At 61.8% G+C, this 20,410-nt stretch carries 14 protein-coding genes; 8 read left to right on the top strand and 6 right to left on the bottom strand.

Features of this window, described 5'->3' with window-relative positions:
• Positions 1–5 precede the first annotated feature (5 nt).
• Positions 6–2,963, top strand: coding sequence for an autotransporter outer membrane beta-barrel domain-containing protein (locus AC07XZ_RS25195; protein WP_102687946.1), 2,958 nt, complete (start codon positions 6–8; stop codon positions 2,961–2,963).
• Positions 2,964–3,163: 200 nt separating this feature from the next.
• Complete coding sequence (locus tag AC07XZ_RS25190; RefSeq protein ID WP_102687945.1) at positions 3,164–4,630, top strand: autotransporter domain-containing protein; 1,467 nt, start codon at positions 3,164–3,166, stop codon at positions 4,628–4,630.
• A gap of 104 nt (positions 4,631–4,734) precedes the next feature.
• Here AC07XZ_RS25190 and oadA read toward each other — a convergent pair whose 3' ends face one another.
• Positions 4,735–6,543, bottom strand: coding sequence for a sodium-extruding oxaloacetate decarboxylase subunit alpha (gene oadA, locus AC07XZ_RS25185; RefSeq protein WP_011336637.1), 1,809 nt, complete (start codon positions 6,541–6,543; stop codon positions 4,735–4,737).
• An 11-nt stretch (positions 6,544–6,554) separates the two neighbouring features.
• Complete coding sequence (locus tag AC07XZ_RS25180; RefSeq protein ID WP_007954255.1) at positions 6,555–7,970, bottom strand: acetyl-CoA carboxylase biotin carboxylase subunit; 1,416 nt, start codon at positions 7,968–7,970, stop codon at positions 6,555–6,557.
• 190 nt (positions 7,971–8,160) lie between these two features.
• On the opposite strand from AC07XZ_RS25180, the gene AC07XZ_RS25175 reads away from it, so the two are divergent.
• Positions 8,161–9,123, top strand: coding sequence for a LysR family transcriptional regulator (locus AC07XZ_RS25175; protein WP_007954252.1), 963 nt, complete (start codon positions 8,161–8,163; stop codon positions 9,121–9,123).
• Here the strand turns inward: AC07XZ_RS25175 and AC07XZ_RS25170 are convergent.
• The 3 genes from AC07XZ_RS25170 to AC07XZ_RS25160 all read right to left on the bottom strand — a co-directional run bounded on the left by AC07XZ_RS25170 (position 9,065) and on the right by AC07XZ_RS25160 (position 13,270).
• Positions 9,065–9,271 carry a PA3496 family putative envelope integrity protein gene (locus AC07XZ_RS25170; RefSeq protein WP_007954251.1) on the bottom strand — a complete coding sequence of 69 codons (207 nt, stop codon included), beginning with the start codon at positions 9,269–9,271 and terminating at the stop codon, positions 9,065–9,067. The genes AC07XZ_RS25175 and AC07XZ_RS25170 overlap by 59 nt on opposite strands.
• A gap of 108 nt (positions 9,272–9,379) precedes the next feature.
• Positions 9,380–10,246: a transcriptional regulator HexR gene (gene hexR, locus AC07XZ_RS25165; RefSeq protein WP_007954250.1), complete on the bottom strand. Its 867-nt coding sequence runs from the start codon at positions 10,244–10,246 to the stop codon at positions 9,380–9,382.
• Positions 10,247–10,396: 150 nt separating this feature from the next.
• Positions 10,397–13,270: a putative bifunctional diguanylate cyclase/phosphodiesterase gene (locus AC07XZ_RS25160; RefSeq protein ID WP_102687944.1), complete on the bottom strand. Its 2,874-nt coding sequence runs from the start codon at positions 13,268–13,270 to the stop codon at positions 10,397–10,399.
• A 259-nt stretch (positions 13,271–13,529) separates the two neighbouring features.
• Here AC07XZ_RS25160 and uvrD point away from each other — a divergent pair, with 259 nt between their 5' ends.
• The 4 genes from uvrD (at position 13,530) to AC07XZ_RS25140 (ending at position 17,807) form a co-directional block, all read left to right on the top strand.
• Complete coding sequence (gene uvrD, locus AC07XZ_RS25155) at positions 13,530–15,713, top strand: DNA helicase II (protein ID WP_007954248.1); 2,184 nt, start codon at positions 13,530–13,532, stop codon at positions 15,711–15,713.
• Positions 15,714–15,766: 53 nt separating this feature from the next.
• Positions 15,767–16,207 carry an EamA family transporter gene (locus AC07XZ_RS25150; protein WP_064379739.1) on the top strand — a complete coding sequence of 147 codons (441 nt, stop codon included), beginning with the start codon at positions 15,767–15,769 and terminating at the stop codon, positions 16,205–16,207.
• Between the two features lie 175 nt (positions 16,208–16,382).
• Positions 16,383–17,261, top strand: coding sequence for a Tim44 domain-containing protein (locus AC07XZ_RS25145; protein WP_085653924.1), 879 nt, complete (start codon positions 16,383–16,385; stop codon positions 17,259–17,261).
• 138 nt (positions 17,262–17,399) lie between these two features.
• Positions 17,400–17,807, top strand: a complete 408-nt coding sequence (locus AC07XZ_RS25140; protein WP_007954245.1) for an SMI1/KNR4 family protein — start codon at positions 17,400–17,402, stop codon at positions 17,805–17,807.
• A 21-nt stretch (positions 17,808–17,828) separates the two neighbouring features.
• Here AC07XZ_RS25140 and AC07XZ_RS25135 read toward each other — a convergent pair whose 3' ends face one another.
• Positions 17,829–19,592 (bottom strand): cation:proton antiporter, encoded by a 1,764-nt coding sequence (locus AC07XZ_RS25135; RefSeq protein ID WP_102687943.1) that lies wholly within the window; start codon positions 19,590–19,592, stop codon positions 17,829–17,831.
• 282 nt (positions 19,593–19,874) lie between these two features.
• On the opposite strand from AC07XZ_RS25135, the gene AC07XZ_RS25130 reads away from it, so the two are divergent.
• Entirely contained in the window at positions 19,875–20,357 is a 483-nt protein-coding gene (locus AC07XZ_RS25130; RefSeq protein WP_003229693.1) for an acyl-CoA thioesterase, read from the top strand.
• Positions 20,358–20,410: the final 53 nt, after the last annotated feature.

The raw sequence follows: 20,410 nt of genomic DNA, 5'->3' as shown, positions 1-20,410 counted from the left end.
GCCCCATGCCCTTCCCGCCCCAGCGCCTGTCGTTTGCCATTGCCCTGCTGATCGCCGCCAGCGCCGCCCACGGCAAGACCGTGCAAATCGACACCGCCACGACTGCATCGCAGACATTGGGTGGCAGCGACACGCTGACAATTTCGGCGCCGGGCAGCATCACCAACAGCGGCAAGGCGGTAAGCCTCAAGGACGGCACCAGCGGTGTCGGCGTGATCATCGACAACGCCGGCAAGATCATTTCTACCGGTGGCCGTGCCATCGACAGCAGCGGCGACCTGACCCAGGCGCGAAACTACGCCATCTATAACCGCAGCGGCGGGCAGATTCTCGGCTCCAACGACGCGATTCGCATCGACAGCAACTTCGTCAGCGGCAGCCTGCTGATCGACAACAGCGGCACCATTCGCTCGACCACAGGCCAAGGCCTGGATCTGGATGCGTTGCGCAGCGACGGGGTCAAAACCACGATCATCAACCGCGCGGGCGGGCTGATTCGTGGCGACGCCAGCGACGGCATGAAAACCGGCGCCAACGCGACCATCAGCAACTACGGCGAGATCTCCACCGGTGACTCGCACAACGCCGACCAGAAGTTCGACGGCATCGATATCGACACCGCGACCGGTGTCAGCGTGACCAACTACGGCGTGATTTCGGGCGGGCGCCATGGCATCACCACCGACCTGGGAGCGACGCTGGTCAACTACGGGCAAATCACCGGGCGCAACGGCTCCGGTTTCGGTTCCGATGGCGACGGCACGGTGATCAACCACGGCATGATCACTGGCGCCTATTCCGGTTTACAAGCCAATGGCGACGGCGACGGCGTGGACATCGACAAGATCGCCCACATTGAAAACTACGGCACCATCCAGGGCGTCGGCGCCGGCGGTGTGGACAAGGGTGGCTTCGCCAATGGCAGTGAAGGCATTGCGCTGGGCGGCGGCTATATCCTCAACGCCATGGATGCGCTGATCAGCGGCGCCAACAGCGCAATTCTGGTGGACGACGGCAGCGGTGGTTCTGGGCTGGCGGCCACCACGCTGGAGAACTTCGGCACCATCCAGGGCCTCGGCGGTTTCGGGGTGAAATTCGTCGGTGAGTTCGCCGACAACGTGATCAACGGTGGCACCGTCAGCGGCAGTAACGGGCTGGCGCTGGATCTGGGCGGCGGCAATGACAGCCTGACCCTGCGCAACGGCAGCCGCTTTGTCGGCGTGGTCGATGGCGGCAGCGGTTATGACCGCGTGGTGATGGGTGACGCAGCCGGCGGCAGCTTCGGTGCCAGCCGCAACTTTGAATGGCTGGAAGTCAAACAAGGTGCCTGGACGCTCACCGGCAGCGGCGACTTCAGCGACGGTGGTGCCGTGCGCAACGGCGCCACGCTGATCAACCAGGGCGGTATCGCCGGCAACCTGACCGTGGACGTCGGTGGTGTGTATACGGGTGGCGGTTCGGTAGGCAACCTCAACGTCAATGGCACGTTGCGCACCGACACCCGCCTCGGCACCGCGGCCATCGTGCACGACTTGAACATGGGCAGCGCATCCACCCTCGCTTATGGCGTCAATGCCGATGGCAGCAGCGCGCCGGTCCAGGTCGGCGGCACGGCCAACCTCAACGGCGCAACGCTGGCGGTCAATCCCGGCAGCGGCACTTATCCGTGGCAGAGCCATTACACAGTGCTGCAGGCAGCGCGGGTCAACGGCACGTTCGGCGCGGTCACCAGCGACTACGCGTTCCTCACGCCGACCCTCGCTTACACGCCAACGCAGGTCGACCTGACTTACACCCGCAATGACGTGGCGTTCAATGAATTCGCCGCCACCGGCAACGGCAGCAATGCCGCCAACAGCCTGGCCTCGATCGGCAAGAACAATGCGCTGTACAACGCCTTGCTCAACACCACGCAATCCAGCGCGGGCGCAGCCATCGAGCAACTGGCCGGCGCCAGCAACGCCAACCTGACCAGCGCCACCCTCGGCGCCAGCAGCCAGGTCGGCAGCAGCATGCTCTCGGCGATGCAGCAAATGGGTGGCAGCCCAGGCTTGATGGTCGGCCTCGATCAGCGTGATACGCCGATCCTCGCCGCCAACGGCGTACCGTCCGAAGCACGAAACCTGAACGATCCGAACGCCCGGGGCCGGCTCTGGCTGCAGGCCATTGGCGGCTACGGCAAGCTGGATGGCGAACACGGCAGCAGCGGTCTGGAACAACGCACCAAGGGCAGCGTGCTCGGTGCCGACTGGGCACTGAATCCACAATGGCGTCTGGGCGTGCTCGGCGGCTATTCGAAGACTGACCTGGACGCCACCGGCTTCGACGGCAATGTCGAGAGCTGGCACGCCGGCGTTTATGCGCTGCATCAAAACGGTCCGATCGCCTTGCGCTTGGGCGCGGCGTACAGCGGTCATCAGGGCGAAAGCAAACGCACCATCGCGTTCAATGGTTTCAGCGATCGCCCCAAGGGTGATTACGACGCCGACAGCCAGCAAGCGTTCGCCGAACTCGGCTACGCCATGGGCAGCGGCCGACTCAGCGCCGAACCGTTCGCCAGCCTCGGCTACCAGCGCTATCACCGCGACCGCTATCAGGAAAAGGGTGGCGCCGCGGCCTTGCAGGTCGACAGTCAGACCCAGGACAACTTCAGCAGCACCTTCGGCCTGCGCTTGGCGCACCTCAGCTCGCTGGACAATGGCATGAGCCTGACCCCGCGGATGGCCGCCGGCTGGAAGCACACCTACGGCGATGTCAGCAGCTCGACCCGTCAGGCATTTGTGGTCGGTGGCACGGCGTTCAGCGTCGATGGCAGCTCGCTGGATCGCGACAGCCTCGTACTCGAAGCAGGGCTGGATCTTGGCATTTCCGCGCGGCATACGCTGGGGCTGGGATACAGCGGCGAGATTGGTAGCAACAGCCGTAATCACGGGTTGATCGGGCAGTGGCAGATGAGTTTTTGAGATTTCGCCAATCCGGATTTCAGCGGGAGTTGTAGGTAAAGGCGTCTGGTCGATCGGGTAATCATGGCGGGTTCATTACCTGCCAGCGCCCGGGCTACAAAAGCAGACGCCATCACCTGCATCCGACTCGGAATTGCCCGGCATCGGTGGACCGGCATCGACTTTTACAGTTTGGCCTCATTTCACATGAGACGAACTGAATGCCCATTCAATGCAAATACAAGCTTCAACATCTTGTGCTGGCGGTTGCGCTGGCAGTCGGTTGCGTGGAATTTTCTCTGGCGGAGCAGTCGGAGCCCGATGCGCCCGTCATGGACGAAGTGAAACCCAAGCCTGCGCGCAAGAAGAAAGAAAAACCTGCTCTGCCCAGCCTAGCTCCAGAGCCACTGCTTGCAGAAAGTATCGCTCCGACGCCAGAAACATTTCCGGTCAGCACTGAGATTCCAGCGGCACCCCTTCCTGCACCCGATGACATTCCCTCCGAGAAAGTCGCCACGACGCAAAGCGGCAGCGCACTCAAAGAAAGCCTGGAAAAACCAGTGCCCTTACCGGAACCGGTTCTGGCCGAAACACCCGCAGCTCAACAAACCCAAGTGGTTGACCAGCCGCAGTCAACGGATTCCCCTTCATCACCGGGCAACGCAGCCGTGGCGGCCCTGCTCACCAGCGACAAAGTCACAGCCGCCGTCGCCCTCGATCAACTGGCCGGCGGCAGCAACGCCAACCTCGCCAAGGCCACCTTGAGCAGCGTCACACCGGTCAGCGCCGGCCTGCTGTCGGCCATGCACCAACTCGATAACCTGCATGACAATCAACCAAACGCACCCCGCCACGCAGCCGGAAACGCTGAGAGCGGCAGGGTCTGGCTGCAGGCCCTCGGCCATAGCGGGAAACTGGATCGAGATGTGGAGCCCATGCAGCATTCCACCAAAGGCCTGCTGCTCGGTGCGGACTGGCGCCTCGACGAAGAATGGCGCCTGGGTTTGATGGGCGGCACCTCCGATACGCGCATGGACAGCAAGGAACTGGACGGAGACCTCGACAGTTGGCACCTCGGCGCTTACGCCCTGCGACAGACCGGCCCGCTGTCACTTCGGCTCGGCGCAGCCTGGAGCAACCATGAAGGCAGTACCCGCCGCGAAGTCGCGTTCGGCCGCTTCCATGACCGACTGAAAGGCAACTACCAGGCCAGCACCCAGCAAGCGTTCATCGAGTCGGGATACAACCTGGGTCGGGCCAACGTCAGCATCGAGCCATTTGCCAGCCTCGGTTACCAACGCTACCAGCGCGACGGCTACACCGAGAAAGGCGGAGCGGCGGCGCTCAAGGTTCACGCTCAATCACAAGGCAACTTCAACACCACCGTCGGCCTGCGCATGGCGAAAGTCAGCACGCTGGATAACGGCATGCGCCTCACGCCACGACTCAGCGCGGGGTGGAAACACGTTTATGGCGAGACCTACACCAGCACCCGGCAACGTCTGGTCACCGGCGGCCATGACTACACCGTTTACGGCGCGGAGCTGGATCGCAACAGCCTGACGCTCGACACCGGGCTGGATCTGGCCGTCTCGTCCAGCCACACACTCGGTGTTGGTTTGTCAGGTGAGATCGGTACCGACAGCCGAAACCACGGCGTATCGGGGCAATGGCGAATGGCGTTCTAAGTCCGGACGGGTTGCTGCCGCACGGTGCGGCAGCACTTTGAAAGCAAAAAAAAGGGGAGCACATGCCCCCCCGAGGTTTAAAGCGTTGTATCGAGGCCGTTATCTCAGCCTTCGATCTCGATCAGGATTTCGCCCGGGTTCACCCGGTCGCCCTTGGCGACATGAATGGCGGTGACCTTGCCGGCAATCGCCGCCTGGACTTCGGTCTCCATCTTCATCGCTTCGGTGATCAGCACAGCCTGGCCCGCCTTGACGGTGTCGCCTTCCTTGACCAGCACGTCGACGATGTTGCCCGGCATGGTGGTGCTGACGTGGCCCGGGGCCGAAGCCTGCTTGCGCTTGCTGCTGCCGCCGCCGACGAATTCGTTGAGCGGCTCGAACACCACTTCTTCCGGCATGCCGTCGATGGACAGGTAGAAGTGACGCTTGCCCTCAGCCTTGACGCCGACACCGGTGATGTCCACACGGTAGGTTTCGCCATGCACGTCGATGACGAACTCGGTCGGTACGCCTTCGCCGCCGGCCGAAGCCACCTTGCCCGCTTCCGGGATCGGCAGCAGCACTTCCGGAGTGAGGGTGCCGGCGGCACGCTCTTCGAGGAACTTGCGACCGATGTCCGGGAACATGGCGAATGTCAGCACGTCTTCTTCGGACTTGGCCAGTGCGCCGATATCGGCACGCAGCTTGGTCATTTCCGGCTTGAGCAGATCGGCCGGACGTACGTCGATCACCTCTTCGCTGCCGATGGCCTGGCGACGCAGCTTCTCGTTCACGGTGCCCGGCGCCTTGCCGTAGCCGCCTTGCAGGTAGAGCTTCACCTCGTTGGTAATGGTCTTGTAGCGCTCGCCGGCCAGCACGTTGAAGAACGCCTGGGTGCCGACGATCTGCGAAGTCGGGGTCACCAGCGGCGGGAAGCCAAGGTCTTCACGCACGCGCGGAATCTCCGCCAGCACTTCGCCCATGCGGTTCAGAGCGCCCTGCTCTTTCAACTGGTTGGCCAGGTTGGAAATCATCCCGCCCGGCACCTGGTTCACTTGAACACGGGTATCGACGGCGGTGAATTCGCTTTCAAACTGGTGGTACTTCTTGCGCACGGCGTAGAAGTACAGGCCGATTTCCTGCAACAGCTCCAGGTTCAGACCGGTATCGAACTCGGTGCCTTTGAGTGCAGCGACCATCGATTCGGTGCCAGGGTGGCTGGTGCCCGAAGCGAAGCTGGAGATGGCGGTGTCGATGTGGTCGGCACCGTTTTCAATTGCCTTGAGCTGGCACATGGCTGCCAGGCCGGCGGTGTCGTGGGAGTGGATAAACACTGGCAGCGACTGCTCGGCTTTCAGTGCACGCACCAGCTCACCGGTCGCGTATGGGGTCAGCAGACCGGCCATGTCCTTGATCGCCACCGAGTCGCAACCCATGGCTTCCATTTGCTTGGCCTGGGCGACGAACGCGTCGATGGTATGCACCGGGCTGGTGGTGTAGGCGATGGTGCCCTGGGCGTGTTTGCCGGCAGCCTTCACCGCTTCGATCGCCACGCGCAGGTTACGCACGTCGTTCATCGCGTCGAAGATGCGGAACACGTCGATGCCGTTGACTGCGGCCTTGGCGACGAACGCTTTGACCACGTCATCGCTGTAGTGGCGGTAGCCCAGCAGGTTCTGGCCGCGCAGGAGCATTTGCAGGCGGGTGTTGGGCAACGCAGCGCGCAGTTGGCGCAGACGCTCCCACGGGTCTTCTTTCAGGAAACGCACGCAAGCGTCGAAGGTCGCGCCGCCCCAGCATTCCAGCGACCAGTAGCCGACTTTGTCGAGCTTGTCGCAGATCGGCAGCATGTCTTCGGTGCGCATGCGGGTGGCGAGCAGCGATTGGTGAGCGTCGCGCAGGATGGTGTCGGTTACGAAAATCTTTTTAGTCATTGTTCTATTCCTCACAGGCCTGCGTGGGCGGCGATGGCGGCGGCGATGGCCAGGGCCAGCTCTTCGGGTTTGCGCTTGATCGAGTAGTTGGTCAGTTCAGGGTGGCTTTCAACGAAGCTGGTATTGAACTGGCCGCTACGGAATTCCGGGTTGCGCAGGATTTCCTGGTAATACGCGGCGGTGGTCTTCACGCCTTGCAGACGCATGTCGTCGAGGGCGCGCAGGCCACGGTCCATCGCCTCTTCCCAGGTCAGCGCCCACACCACCAGTTTCAGGCACATCGAGTCGTAGAACGGCGGGATGGTGTAGCCGGTGTAGATCGCCGTGTCGGTACGCACTCCAGGGCCGCCGGGGGCGTAGTAGCGCGTGATCTTGCCGAAGCTCGGCAGGAAGTTGTTTTTCGGGTCTTCGGCGTTGATCCGGAATTGCAGGGCAAAACCGCGGTGCTGGATGTCCTCCTGCTTCACCGACAGCGGCAGGCCGGAGGCGATGCGGATCTGTTCGCGGACGATGTCGATCCCGGTGATTTCTTCGGTGATGGTGTGTTCCACCTGCACCCGAGTGTTCATCTCCATGAAGTACACCTCGCCCTCGGCGAGCAGGAACTCCACGGTGCCGGCGTTCTCGTAGCCTACGGCCTTGGCTGCACGCACCGACAGGTCGCCGATGTAGGCGCGCTGTTCCGGGGTCAGTTGCGGGCTCGGGGCGATTTCGATCAGCTTCTGGTTGCGGCGCTGGATCGAGCAGTCACGTTCGAACAGATGCACGACGTTGCCGAAGCTGTCGCCGAGGATCTGCGCTTCGATGTGTTTCGGATTGACGATGCATTTTTCCAGGAACACTTCCGCCGAACCGAAGGCCTTGGTGGCTTCGGAAATGACCCGGGGGAAATTCTGTTCGAGTTCTTCGCGGCTGTTGCAGCGACGGATACCGCGACCGCCACCACCGGAAGTGGCCTTGAGCATCACCGGGTAACCGATGCGGTCGCCCTCGCTCAATGCTTCCTCGATGCCCGAAACGTTGCCTTCGGTGCCCGGCGTGACCGGTACGCCGGCCTTGATCATGCTGCGGCGCGCTTCGGTCTTGTCGCCCATGCGGCGGATGACTTCCGCCGACGGGCCGATGAATTTGATTCCGCGTTCGGCGCAGATGTCTGCCAGCTCGGCGTTTTCCGAGAGGAAACCGTAGCCGGGGTGCAGCGCATCGCAGCCGGTTTCCACGGCCAGGTTCACCAGCTTGCGCGGGTTCAGGTAACCGGCCAGCGGCTCGGCACCAATGCTGTGGGCCTCGTCCGCACGCTTCACATGCAAGGCATGCCGGTCGGCGTCGGAATAGATCGCGACCGAACGGATGCCCATCTCGGCGCAGGCACGCACGATTCGTACGGCAATCTCACCACGGTTGGCGATCAGGATCTTTGTTATCACTTGGAGGTTCCCTTGAGCCGGTGGCACCACGACCTGCTAGACCCAGGTCGGCACGTGACCAAATGTTTCAATCTGGTCTCGGCTCCACACTAGCGCTGACAAGGGATTAACAAAAATGAATAAAAATTGGGTCAGGCATAAGTAAAGACTTATAGTCAGTGCATCAGCCAATGGCCAGAGTCAGTAGAAAATGCGTAAGTCCCTGATGCGTATGACATTGCGTCAATTGCAGATCTTCAACGAAGTGTGCGATTTGCGCTCCTACAGCCGTGCCGCCGAGGAAATGTCGCTCACACAACCGGCCGTCAGCCTACAGATTCGTCAGCTCGAAGAGCTGATCGGCCAGCCATTATTCGATTACGTGGGCAAAAAACTCTACATGACCGAAGCGGCCGAAGCACTTCAGCGCGCCAGCCGGGACATCTTCGGCCGGTTGGAAAACCTCGACATGCAGCTCTCGGACATGCAGGGCTCGCTGCAGGGCCAGTTGAAGCTGGCGGTGGAATCCAGCGCCAAATACTTCGTGCCGCATCTGTTCGCGGCGTTCAAGCGTCAGCATCCGGAAGTAAATCTGCAACTGACGGTGGTCAACCGTGGCCAGGTGATCCGCCGGCTCTCCGACAACCGCGACGATCTGGTGATCATGTCGATGGTGCCCCAGGACATGGGCCTGGAATTCCTGCCGTTCCTCAACAACCCGATCGTTGCCGTGGCGCGGCCGGATCATCCGCTGGCGCACATGGGCCCACTGCGCTTGCAGGACCTTGAGCCGTACACCCTGCTGATCCGCGAACCCGGCTCGGGCACGCGACTGGCCTGCGAGGAGTATTTCAAGGAGAAGCGCGTGCACTTCACCCAGACCCAGGAAGTGGCGTCGGCCGAAGCCCAGCGTGAATGCGTGGTAGCGGGTCTGGGCCTGGCGCTGTTGACGCGCCACGCCCTGAACCTGGAGCTGGCGACCGGCGGCCTGGTCGAGCTGCCGGTCGAAGAATTGCCGCTGTTTCGCAGCTGGTGCCTGGTGCAAGCCAAAGCCAAGCGGCTGTCACCGGTGGCGCACGCCTTCCTGGCGTTTATCCGCAGCGAACGGGTGCAGATCAGCGCGCTGGTTGAGCGCTTCGACGGGAAGCTGCCGGTGCTGCCTGCCAGTGATTGATATCCTCGGGAAAATCGCCGATTTCGGCCTGAAGCTGGCGAAGTTCGAAGCGATCTTCGATGGCGCGGCGAAACTCCATGCGGCGCTGGTCTTCCTGCTGACGACGGGTTTTCGCGGCGCTGTTGCGTTCTTCGTAAGGCTGAGCCATTTCGAGTCTCCCAAGGCGTTTACGGGAGTTTCACGATAGGCGCGGTGGATGACGATTTGGCTGCGTCGGGGTTACAGGCAGATGAAGATTGCCATCACCCCACCACAATCAATCATCCAGCGCTTTCACCGATTTTGGCGACAGCCGCAAGCTGCGCAGGCTGCGCTTGACGCTCTTGAGGTGGTTGACCAGGCTCGGCCCGCGCGCCATGGCCACGCCCATCGCCAGTACGTCGATCACCACCAGGTGAGCGATACGCGAAGTCAGCGGCGTGTAGATTTCGGTGTCTTCGTGAACGTCGATCGCCAGGTTGACGGTCGACAGCTCGGCCAGCGGTGTCTGGCTCGGGCACAAGGTGATCAGCGACGCACCGCTCTCGCGAACGAGGTTGGCGGTGATCAGCAAGTCTTTGGAACGGCCGGACTGGGAAATGCAGATCGCCACGTCTGTCGGCTTCAGCGTCACCGCCGACATCGCCTGCATATGCGGGTCGGAATACGCCGCGGCGGTCAGCAGCAGACGGAAGAACTTGTGCTGCGCATCCGCCGCCACCGCGCCCGACGCACCGAAACCGTAGAACTCGACGCGCTGGGCCTGGGACATCAGCGTCACCGCGCGTTGCAGCTCCAGAGGATCGAGCTTCTCGCGAACCTCCATCAGCGTGTGCAACGTGGTGTCGAAAATCTTCAGGCTGTAGTCGGCGACGGAGTCGTCTTCATGGATCGCGAACTGACCGAAGCTGGCGCCGGCAGCGAGGCTTTGCGCGAGCTTGAGTTTCAGATCCTGGAAACCGGAACAACCGATGGCCCGGCAGAAGCGCACGATGGTCGGCTCGCTGATGCCGACGCTGTGAGCCAGGTCGGCCATGGAACTGTGCATCACTGCCGCAGGGTCAAGCAGCACGTGGTCGGCGACCTTGAGCTCCGACTTGCGTAACAGGTGACGTGACTGGGCGATGTGTTGCAGCAGATTCAAGGGGCTGGACTCTTGTTATGGAAAGATGTGCTTTGGCCAGATGCCGGGGATGTAGCAAGTTTGTAGTTATACTACATGAATCGGCTTTTTGCCTGCTCAATGCGTAACTCGATCCCCCCGGATCAGGCGACATGCGCTGCATGTAGCCCTTTACAGCGGTTTTTCCTGTTCACGCAGCAACGCGGCAAGGCCGACCGCCTCCACCGGACGGCTGATCAGATAGCCCTGCACCTCGTCGCAACCTTCAGCTTTCAGAAACGCCAGCTGCTCGGATCGCTCGACACCTTCGGCGACAACTTTCAGTGACAGCCCGTGAGCCATCGCAATGATCGCCCGGGTGATCGCCGCGTCCTCGCTGCCCTCGCCCAACCCGCGAATAAAGGCCTGATCGATCTTCACGTAGTCCACCGGAATCCGCTTCAGATAGCTCAGCGATGAATAGCCGGTGCCGAAATCGTCGATCGCCAGTTTCACCCCCAGATCCCGCAACTGCTGGAACGTGGCGATGATGTGTTCGACGCTGTCGAGCAGCTGGCTTTCGGTCAGTTCCAGTTCGAGGTAGTGCGGTGCCAGGCCGGTTTCCTCCAGCACCTGACGCACCAGACTGACCAGTTTGCCCTGGCGCAGTTGATGCACCGACAGGTTCACCGAAACCCGGATCGGCGCCAGCCCCTGACGCTGCCATTCACACGCCTGCCAGCAGGCCTGACGCAGGACGAATTCGCCGATCGGCCCGATCAGCCCTGTTTCTTCGGCCAGACCGATGAAATCCCCCGGCGGTACCCGGCCCATGGTCGGGTGATCCCAGCGCACCAGCGCTTCCGCCGCGTTGAGACGCCCGGTCGCCAGGCACAGTTTCGGTTGATAGAAGACGTTGAGCTGCTTTTCCTCGATGGCTTTGCGCAGCTGGTTTTCCAGTTGCAGGCGCTCCAGCGTGCTGGCCTGCAGACTGTCGGTGTAGAACTGGAAGTTGTTGCCACCCAGGTGTTTGGCATGTTGCATGGCCATATTCGACTGGCTGACCAGCGCGGAAATCTCCCGGGCGTTGTCCGGCAGCATGCTGATGCCCATCGAGGCGCTGACTACCAGCTCATGCCCTTCCACGGTCAACGGCAGGCGCAGCTTGCTCGACAGTCGCGTGGCGACCCGCGCCAGGCTCGACAGGTTGCCGTAGGCGTCGAACAGTACCGCGAACTCATCGCCGGACAGCCGGGCGATGGTGTCGGCTTCCGGCAGAGCATTGACCAGCCGCCGCGACATCTTTTGCAGCAACTGGTCGGCGATCTCATGACCGAGGCTGTCGTTGAGCAGCTTGAAGCGATCCAGATTGATATGCAGCAGCGCCAGACTCCGGCGCCCGCCCTGCCGCACGCGCTGATGGGCTTCGTGCAGGCGTTCGCGGAACAGCGAGCGGTTGGCCAGACCCGTGAGTTCGTCGTAGTGGGTCAGGTAGCGCATGCGCTCTTCGGATTCGCGGCGCGCCGACAGATCGGCGAAGAAGCCGACGATATGACTGACATTTCCCCGACTGTCGCGCACGGCATTCAATTGCAGCCATTGCGGATACAGCTCGCCGTTCTTGCGGGTTTCCACCAATTCGCCCTGCCAACTGCCGTGCTGCTCCAGCGCGTGGCGGATCGCGACGTAGTGTCGACGGGCGTCGCGGCTGCACGGCAGTTCGACGACGTTGCGCCCGAGCATGTCGTCGATGTCATACCCGGTGACCCGGCTGAAGGCCTGGTTGATGGCGATCAGCGAATAATTCGGGTCGAGAATCACGATGCCTTCGCTGGCGGCCTCGAACACCGTCGCCGCCAATTGCTGTTGGGCTTCCAGGCTTTTGCTGACGCTGATGTCACGGCGGGTGCCGACCATGCGGATGACCCGCCCGTTGTCGTCGCGCTCCACCGCTCGCCCACGGTCTTCGATCCAGACCCAGTGGCCGTCGCCGTGGCGCACGCGGTACTCGATCTGATAATCCTCGGTGCGCCCCTTCAAGTGCTCAATCAGTGCTCGTTTGAGCGGTGGCACATCTTCCGGGTGCAGGCGTGGCCGCAGATGCCTGAGCAGCCCGGTGACGTATTCCGGGTCAAGGCCAAACAATTCCTGAATCTGCGTGTGGTGAACTTCGTCGGTCTGCAGGTTCCAGTCCCACAGCCCCAGCTCACTGGCTTTCAACGCCAGGGCCAGGCGCGCCTCGCTTTTGCTCAAAGCCTGGTTGGCGACGTCCAGTTCCCGGCTGCGCTGGGCGACCCGGTCCTCCAGTTCAACTTGGGCTTCACGCAGTTTGCCCTCGGCGCAGCGCCGGTGTTCGATTTCCTTCGCCAGCTCCTGATTGAGCTGTTCGCTGCGGGTTTGCGCTTGTTGCAGGTGTTCGATCAGGTGCTGGTTCTGGAAGCGCCGCAGCAAACCGCGATCGATCAGCCGATTGACCTGCCACGCCACCACGCTCAGGGAGCCGAGCAGAATCAGCCCGAGCCAGCCCCAGCCGCGCGCCAGTTCGTCACCGCCCCAGAACAGATAACCGATGGCCGGCAGCAGGCACGGCAAGGTAAAGGAGAGAAAGGCCGGAATGCTCACGGCGTAGGCCACGCTGGCCGACAGGGTCGCGGCACCGATCAGGCCGAACACCCAGGCTTGCTGCATGAAGTTGTCGGCGGGGACCAACGCGATGCCGGCACCGGCCAGGGTCAGGCCGGTCATGGTCGAGCCGAGCAGGAACATCCGCCCCCAGATCGGCTGGGCCTGGCGATCGGGAATCGCCGAATCGAAGGCCGCGACCTGAATCACCCGCAACGCCACCAGCGACAGCAGCCACACCAGCCAGACGCTGACCACGAAGTAACGCTGCGGACTCCAGAGCAGACCGGCGCAGACCAGACCATTGATCAACATGAACAGGGTTGGCAACAGCGAACCCTGATAAAGAAGGCGCGTGCGCTCGACCGCCATCTGGGTGGCGTAAAGCTTGCGGATCACCCGAGGCTCCACGGAGGGGCCCGACAGGTCGAAGCTGAGGGTCATAGGCAACGTTCTTGTTCTTATAAGTGTGAGCATGCGCCCGGAAACGTGGACGGAGCATACACAAGCCGAACCACTTGCCAAACTGCCCCAGATCATAATTTCACCGAAACTTTTCAGCCTCCCGACACCCGCAAAAGCCCCCAAGCGAGGCGGGCCAACGCCTGTAGCCGGTGACCGACCGGTCGTCATCGGCAGGACTTTCATCGGCTAATGCAAAGCTCGGTTTGCCCGGGCCTGCGGCGCACCCTAGAATGCCCCGATGCGCGATGATCTCTCCCTTCTGCTGAACTCCCTCAACGATGCCCAACGCCAGGCCGTAGCGGCTCCCGTTGGTCGTCAATTGGTCCTGGCCGGTGCCGGCTCCGGCAAAACCCGAGTGCTGGTGCACCGTATCGCCTGGTTGATCCAGGTCGAGAACGCCTCGCCCCACTCGATTCTGTCGGTGACCTTCACCAATAAAGCCGCTGCAGAGATGCGTCACCGCATCGAGCAATTGCTGGGCATCAACCCGGCCGGCATGTGGGTCGGCACCTTCCACGGCCTGGCGCACCGCCTGCTGCGGGCGCACTGGCAGGAAGCCGGGCTGAGCCAGACTTTCCAGATTCTCGACAGCGACGACCAGCAACGGCTGGTCAAGCGGGTGATCCGCGAGCTGGGGCTGGACGAGCAACGCTGGCCAGCCCGTCAGGCCCAGTGGTTCATCAACGGGCAGAAAGACGAAGGTCTGCGTCCGCAACACATTCAAGCCAGCGGCGATCTGTTCCTGGCCACCATGCGCGGCATTTATGAAGCGTACGAGGCGGCGTGCCAGCGTGCCGGCGTCATCGATTTCTCCGAACTTCTGCTGCGCGCCCTCGACCTGTGGCGCGACCACCCGGGCCTGCTGGCGCACTACCAGAAGCGTTTCCGACATATTCTGGTGGACGAATTCCAGGACACCAACGCCGTGCAGTACGCCTGGTTGCGTCTGCTGGGCAAGGGTGGCGACAGCCTGATGGTGGTTGGCGACGACGACCAGTCGATCTACGGCTGGCGCGGCGCGAAAATCGAGAACATCCACCAGTACTCTTCTGACTTTCCGGATTCGGTGACCATCCGTCTGGAGCAGAACTACCGCTCCACGGCCGGCATCCTGAAGGCCGCCAACGCCCTGATCGCCAACAACACCGGACGTCTCGGCAAAGAGCTGTGGACCGATGGTGGCGACGGCGAAGCAATCAACCTTTACGCCGCCTTCAACGAACACGATGAAGCGCGCTACGTTGTCGAAACCATCGAAAGTGCGCTGAAAACCGGCCTGGCTCGCAGCGATATCGCGATTCTCTACCGCTCCAACGCCCAATCGCGCGTTCTGGAAGAAGCCTTGCTGCGCGAACGCATTCCGTACCGCATCTATGGCGGCCAGCGCTTCTTCGAACGGGCGGAAATCAAGAACGCCATGGCTTACCTGCGTTTGCTGGAAGGTCGCGGCAACGATGCGGCCCTGGAGCGGGTGATCAACGTCCCGGCTCGCGGCATCGGCGAGAAAACCGTCGAAGCGATCCGCGACCATGCGCGCCACAGCGATGTGTCGATGTGGGAAGCCATGCGCCAGCTGGTGGCCAACAAAGGTCTGACCGGTCGCGCCGCCGGTGCGCTGGGCGCATTTATCGAACTGATCGAAAACCTCGCCGCCAAGTGCGCCGAGATGCCGTTGCACCTGATGACCCAGACCGTTATCGAGCAATCCGGACTGATCGCCTACCACGAAGCGGAAAAAGGCGAGAAAGGCCAGGCCCGGGTGGAAAACCTTGAGGAACTGGTCAGCGCCGCGCGCAACTTCGAGAACACCGAAGAAGACGAAGAGCTGACGCCGCTGGCGGCGTTCCTCGGTCACGCTTCGCTGGAGGCCGGCGACACCCAGGCCGACGAGCACGAAGACAGCATTCAGTTGATGACCCTGCACAGCGCCAAGGGCCTGGAATTCCCTTACGTGTTCCTGGTGGGCATGGAAGAAGGCCTGTTCCCGCACAAGATGAGCCTGGAAGAACCGGGGCGCCTTGAGGAGGAGCGGCGACTGGCCTATGTCGGCATTACCCGGGCGATGCAGAATCTGGTGATGACCTACGCTGAAACCCGACGCCTGTACGGCAGCGAAACCTATAACAAGGTGTCGCGTTTCGTACGGGAAGTACCGAAAGGCCTGATTCAGGAAGTACGCCTGTCCAACAGCGTCAGCCGACCGTTCGGCGGCAACCAGTCGATGGGTGGCAGCAACCTGTTCAGCGGCAGCGAGATTCCGGAAACCGGCCTGAGCCTTGGCCAGGCTGTCCGTCACTCGATCTTCGGCGACGGCGTGATCCTCAATTTCGAGGGCGCCGGCGCCCAGGCGCGGGTGCAGGTGAACTTCGCCGAAGGCAGCAAGTGGCTGATGCTCGGGTACGCGAAGCTGGAAGCCATATAAGTCACCGTTCGTTTCCGCGCCCAACGCGGGAACGGGCACTGGAGGCAACATCGATGGGCTCGGGCTTCTTTTCTTCCTGGACGTTCTGGGCCCTGCTCTCGGCGACTTTCGCCGCGCTGACGGCCATCTTCGCCAAGATCGGCATCGAAAACGTCAACTCCGACTTCGCTACCCTACTGCGCACAATCGTCGTATTGGTCAGTCTGGCCTTGATTTTGTACGCCACGGGCCAATATCAGTCCTTGGGATCGATCTCCGCCAAAAGCTACCTGTTCCTGCTGTTGTCGGGCCTGGGAACCGGCGCTTCGTGGCTGTGTTACTTCCGGGCGTTGAAAGTCGGACCGGCATCGCTGGTCGCCCCGGTGGACAAGCTCAGCGTGGTCTTCGTGGCGGTGCTCGGTGTGATCCTGCTGGGCGAGAAACTCGACCTGCGCCAGTGGGGCGGCATCGGCCTGATCACCGCCGGTGTGGTGATGCTGGCCTTGCGGCGCTGATCCATTTCCTGCTGAACCTATCGCCTTTTCCTACAGACAAAAGTAAATGGCCTTATTGCCTCGACCGAGCTGAACGTAACCTGTCAGGCAAAAGCCCGAAACACTCTCTCGCTAGCCAGTAACACTTCAGCTGTGCAACATGGCGCGCGTGTCTCCACAAACGGGAATTCCCTTTATGAAACGTTTTCTTAGCATCGCCATGGCGTTGTGCATCGGCCTGACGATGAGCCTCGACGCCAACGCCAAGCGCTTTGGTGGTGGCAAAAGCGCCGGCGCTGCGCCGACGCACCAGACCAGCCAGATGGCTCCTTCTTCCCCAGGCATGGGCGGCGCTGCGGCGACCGCTGGTGCTGCCGGTGCCGCGGGCGCTGCGGCCAAGGCCGGCGGTGCTTCGAAATGGCTCGGCCCTCTGGCCGGCATCGCGGCCGGTGGCCTGCTCGCTTCCATGTTCATGGGCGGTGGCTTCGAAGGCATGCAGTTCTTCGACATCCTGATCATGGCCGTGATCGCGTTCGTGATCTTCCGCTTCATCGCCGCCCGTCGTCGCAAGCAGCAGGAGCAGTTCGCTCCGGCCGGCGCGCCGATGCAGCGTGAAGTGTTTGAACAGAAACCAGCAGCCATGGGTTCGATCTTCGGTGGTTCGGCCGCGCCTGCTGCCGCCCGTCCGGTGATCAACGCGCCGGCCTGGTTCAACGAACAGCGCTTCCTTGAAGCCGCCCGCAGCCACTTCCAGGCGCTGCAGCAGCACTGGGACGCCAACGAAATGGACAAGATCGCCGAGTTCGTGACTCCGCAAATGTTCGAGTTCCTCAAGCGCGAGCGTGCGGAACTGGGTGATGCGTTCCAGTCCACCTACATCGACAATCTCCAGGTGCAACTGGATGGCGTGGATGACCGTGCGGACAAGACCATTGCCACGCTGACCTTCAGCGGCGTGTCGAAGACTTCGCGTTTCGACCAGCAGGGCGAAGTGTTCAGCGAAAGCTGGAACATGGAACGTCCACAGGGCGACAACCAGCCTTGGCTGGTCGCCGGTATCCGCCAGAACGGCTGATCACCTCCGACGTTTTACCCGCAGTAATGAAAACCCCGGCCTCGGCCGGGGTTTTCTATTTCGCGGTTGCATCTATAGCGAGCTACTGTATAAACCGCCCCATATAAACCGCGCCATTCAAGCAAGAGGATCCCGGACGTGGAAGAAATCATCGAACAACTGCGCGAAGCCAACGAACCCGTACCGGTTCCCCTGGAGTTGCCCGACGAAGACCAGTTGGTGGAAATCGAAGAAGAGCTCTTCATCAACATCCCGTTCGTCTTCAAAGAGTTTCTGCTGACCGTCAGCGACGTGGTTTACGGCAGCCTGGAGCCGGTGACCGTCACCGACCCGCAATCCCACACCTACCTGCCGGACGTTGCCGCCAACGCCTGGGATGCCGGCGTGCCGCGCGACCTGATTCCGATCTGCCAGGACGGTGATGACTACTACTGCGTCGAAGAAGACGGCACCGTGGTGCTGTGGTCGGGCGAAGAAGAACTGATCACCGAAGAGTCCTGGGAATCGGTCTGGCACTGGGCTCGGGACGTCTGGCTGGAAAGCTGAAACGCCCCTCCCCATGGGTGGTCAGTGCCCCGACGGCTCCTTGTGGTTGTCGAGGGTTTCCAGCAAGGCCACCTGCATCCGCGTGTGCACCCGGATGAACCAGCGCCAGAGCAGCGCCGCCACGGCGGCCGCGACCACGGCGATCAGCACCAGCAACTTGTTGGTCGGCAAGATACTGGCCGACAAGGCTGCCAACAGCAGGAAAATCACCAGCAGCGAGATGATCGGGATCACTTCGGCGATCACCCGGCGCACTCGCTGCGTGTGACGCCCGGCCATTTCCGGCTTCACGCCCATCTCCGCCAGCAGCATCGACAGCGCCTTGAGCTTGCGATAGGCCGCGATCAGGAACGGCAACGACACCAGCAACGCCCCGCCCCAGATCAACGCCTTCTGCCAGCTAGGATCGCTGATCCAGTCCTGCATCCAGATCGAGAGGCGTCCGGCAAAGAAAGCGCCAGCAAAGAAAATCGCGATCACCAGCGCCAGATTGACCCCGACCTGCAGCAGGATCCGCCGGATCATCGACGCCAGCATCGCGCCCTCACCCTGCGGCTGAATGCTGCGCAGCCATTCGCCGTACATTCCGAACACTCGACCGAGGCGCTGCGGCATCGCGGCGGACAGCTTGATCGACAGCGGATCGGCAGCCCGGATCAGGTACGGCGTCAGCAACGTGGTAATCACCGAAACCGCCACGGCCACCGGATACAGGAAGTTGCTGGTGACCTGCAGGGTCATCCCCAGCGCCGCGATGATGAAAGAAAATTCGCCAATCTGCGAAAGCCCCATCCCGACCCGCAGTGATGTGCGTCCGTCATTCCCCGCGATAAACGCCCCGAGGCCGCAGGACAGCATCTTGCCCAGCACCACGGCCACAGTGATCACCGCAATCGGCCACGCGTACTGCAGAAGGATCATCGGATCGAGCATCAGGCCGATGGCGACGAAGAAGATCGCACTGAACAGGTCGCGAACCGGCTCGATCAGGCGCTCGATTTTCAGCAGTTGCCGCGACTCGGCCATGATCGCGCCGATCAGGAACGCCCCGAGCACCATGCTGTACTCGAGTTTGACCACCAGCAGGCAGAAGCCGAAGCACAGCCCGAGCACGGTGATCAGCAGCATCTCGTTGCTTTCGAATTTCGCCACGTAGGCCAACAGTCGCGGCACCAGCAGAATGCCGATTACCAGCGCGACGATCATGAACAGCGAGAGCTTGCCGACCGTGGAAAACACTTCGCCGGAGCTCACCGTGCCGCTGACCGCGATGCTCGACAGCAAGGCGATGATGCCGATGCCGAGAATGTCCTCGACGATCAGCACGCCGAAGATCAGCTGCGCGAAGCGCTCATTTTTCATCTTCAGATCGTTGAGCGCCTTGACGATGATGGTGGTCGAGGAAATCGCCAGGATCGCGCCGAGGAACAGCGAATCCATGGTGTTCCACTCGAACCAACGGCCGATTTCGTAGCCGATCCAGATCATCAGGACAATTTCGAGGAACGCCGCGATGAAGGCCGTGGCGCCGACCTTGAACAGCTTGCGCAGGCTGAACTCCAGGCCCAGGCAGAACATCAGGAAAATCACCCCCAGCTCGGCGAGGGTCTTGATGGTTTCTTCGTCGTGGATCAGGCCGAATGGCGGTGTGTGCGGGCCGATGATGAAACCGGCGACGATGTAGCCGAGTACTACCGGCTGCTTGAAGCGGTGGAACAGCACGGTCACCACACCTGCGACCAACATGATCACCGCCAGATCCTGAATAAAGCTGATGGCATGCATGGTGTGGGCTCCTTGAATGACGAGGCTCACGCAGGCATGGGAAATGTCTGGGCGAGCTGAGTAAAAATCCGCTTTGGGTGTAGGAATCGCCCTTGGGAAGGCGCTTTTGCAGGGTAACACCGCGACTTCCGGCTGAAAGGCGGTGCAATATATGGAAACAGATCGATTCGGGCGTGACGGCGGCCAGTTGCCTGGCGTCCCGATAACGGTGCTTTTGAAAAGCGACCAGGCACCCGCAGAGGTGTTTCTTCCAGCAACCCTGCCTTGACCCGTGAGAACGTTATGGAACCCGGAAACGCCCAGCTGTCGATGACGGTACTGATGACCCCCGACATGGCCAACTTCTCTGGCAATGTCCATGGCGGCACCCTGCTCAAATACCTCGACGAAGTGGCCTACGCCTGCGCCAGCCGTTATGCCGGCCGCTACGTGGTGACCCTGTCGGTGGATCAGGTGATTTTCCGCGAGCCGATCCATGTCGGCGAACTGGTGACCTTCCTGGCGTCGGTGAACTACACCGGCAACACCTCGATGGAAGTCGGCATCAAAGTGGTGACCGAGAACATCCGCGAGCGCTCGGTACGCCACACCAACAGCTGCTTCTTCACCATGGTCGCGGTAGACGATCAGCGCAAACCCGCCGCCGTACCGCCGCTGCAACCGCAGAACAGCGAAGACAAGCGCCGCTACATGCAGGCGCAACAACGCCGGCAGATCCGTCAGGAGCTGGAAAAGCGCTATCAGGAAATCAAGGGCGACGCCTGAGATTTTAGCGATCTGACGACCGCTATCGCGAGCACGCTCGCTCCCACAGGTGA

It is taken from the genome of Pseudomonas sp. GW458-11-26-14-LB4 (assembly GCF_059423925.1).
Note: the sequence above shows the minus strand (reverse complement) of the source record. Positions and strands in the feature narration are given on the sequence as shown.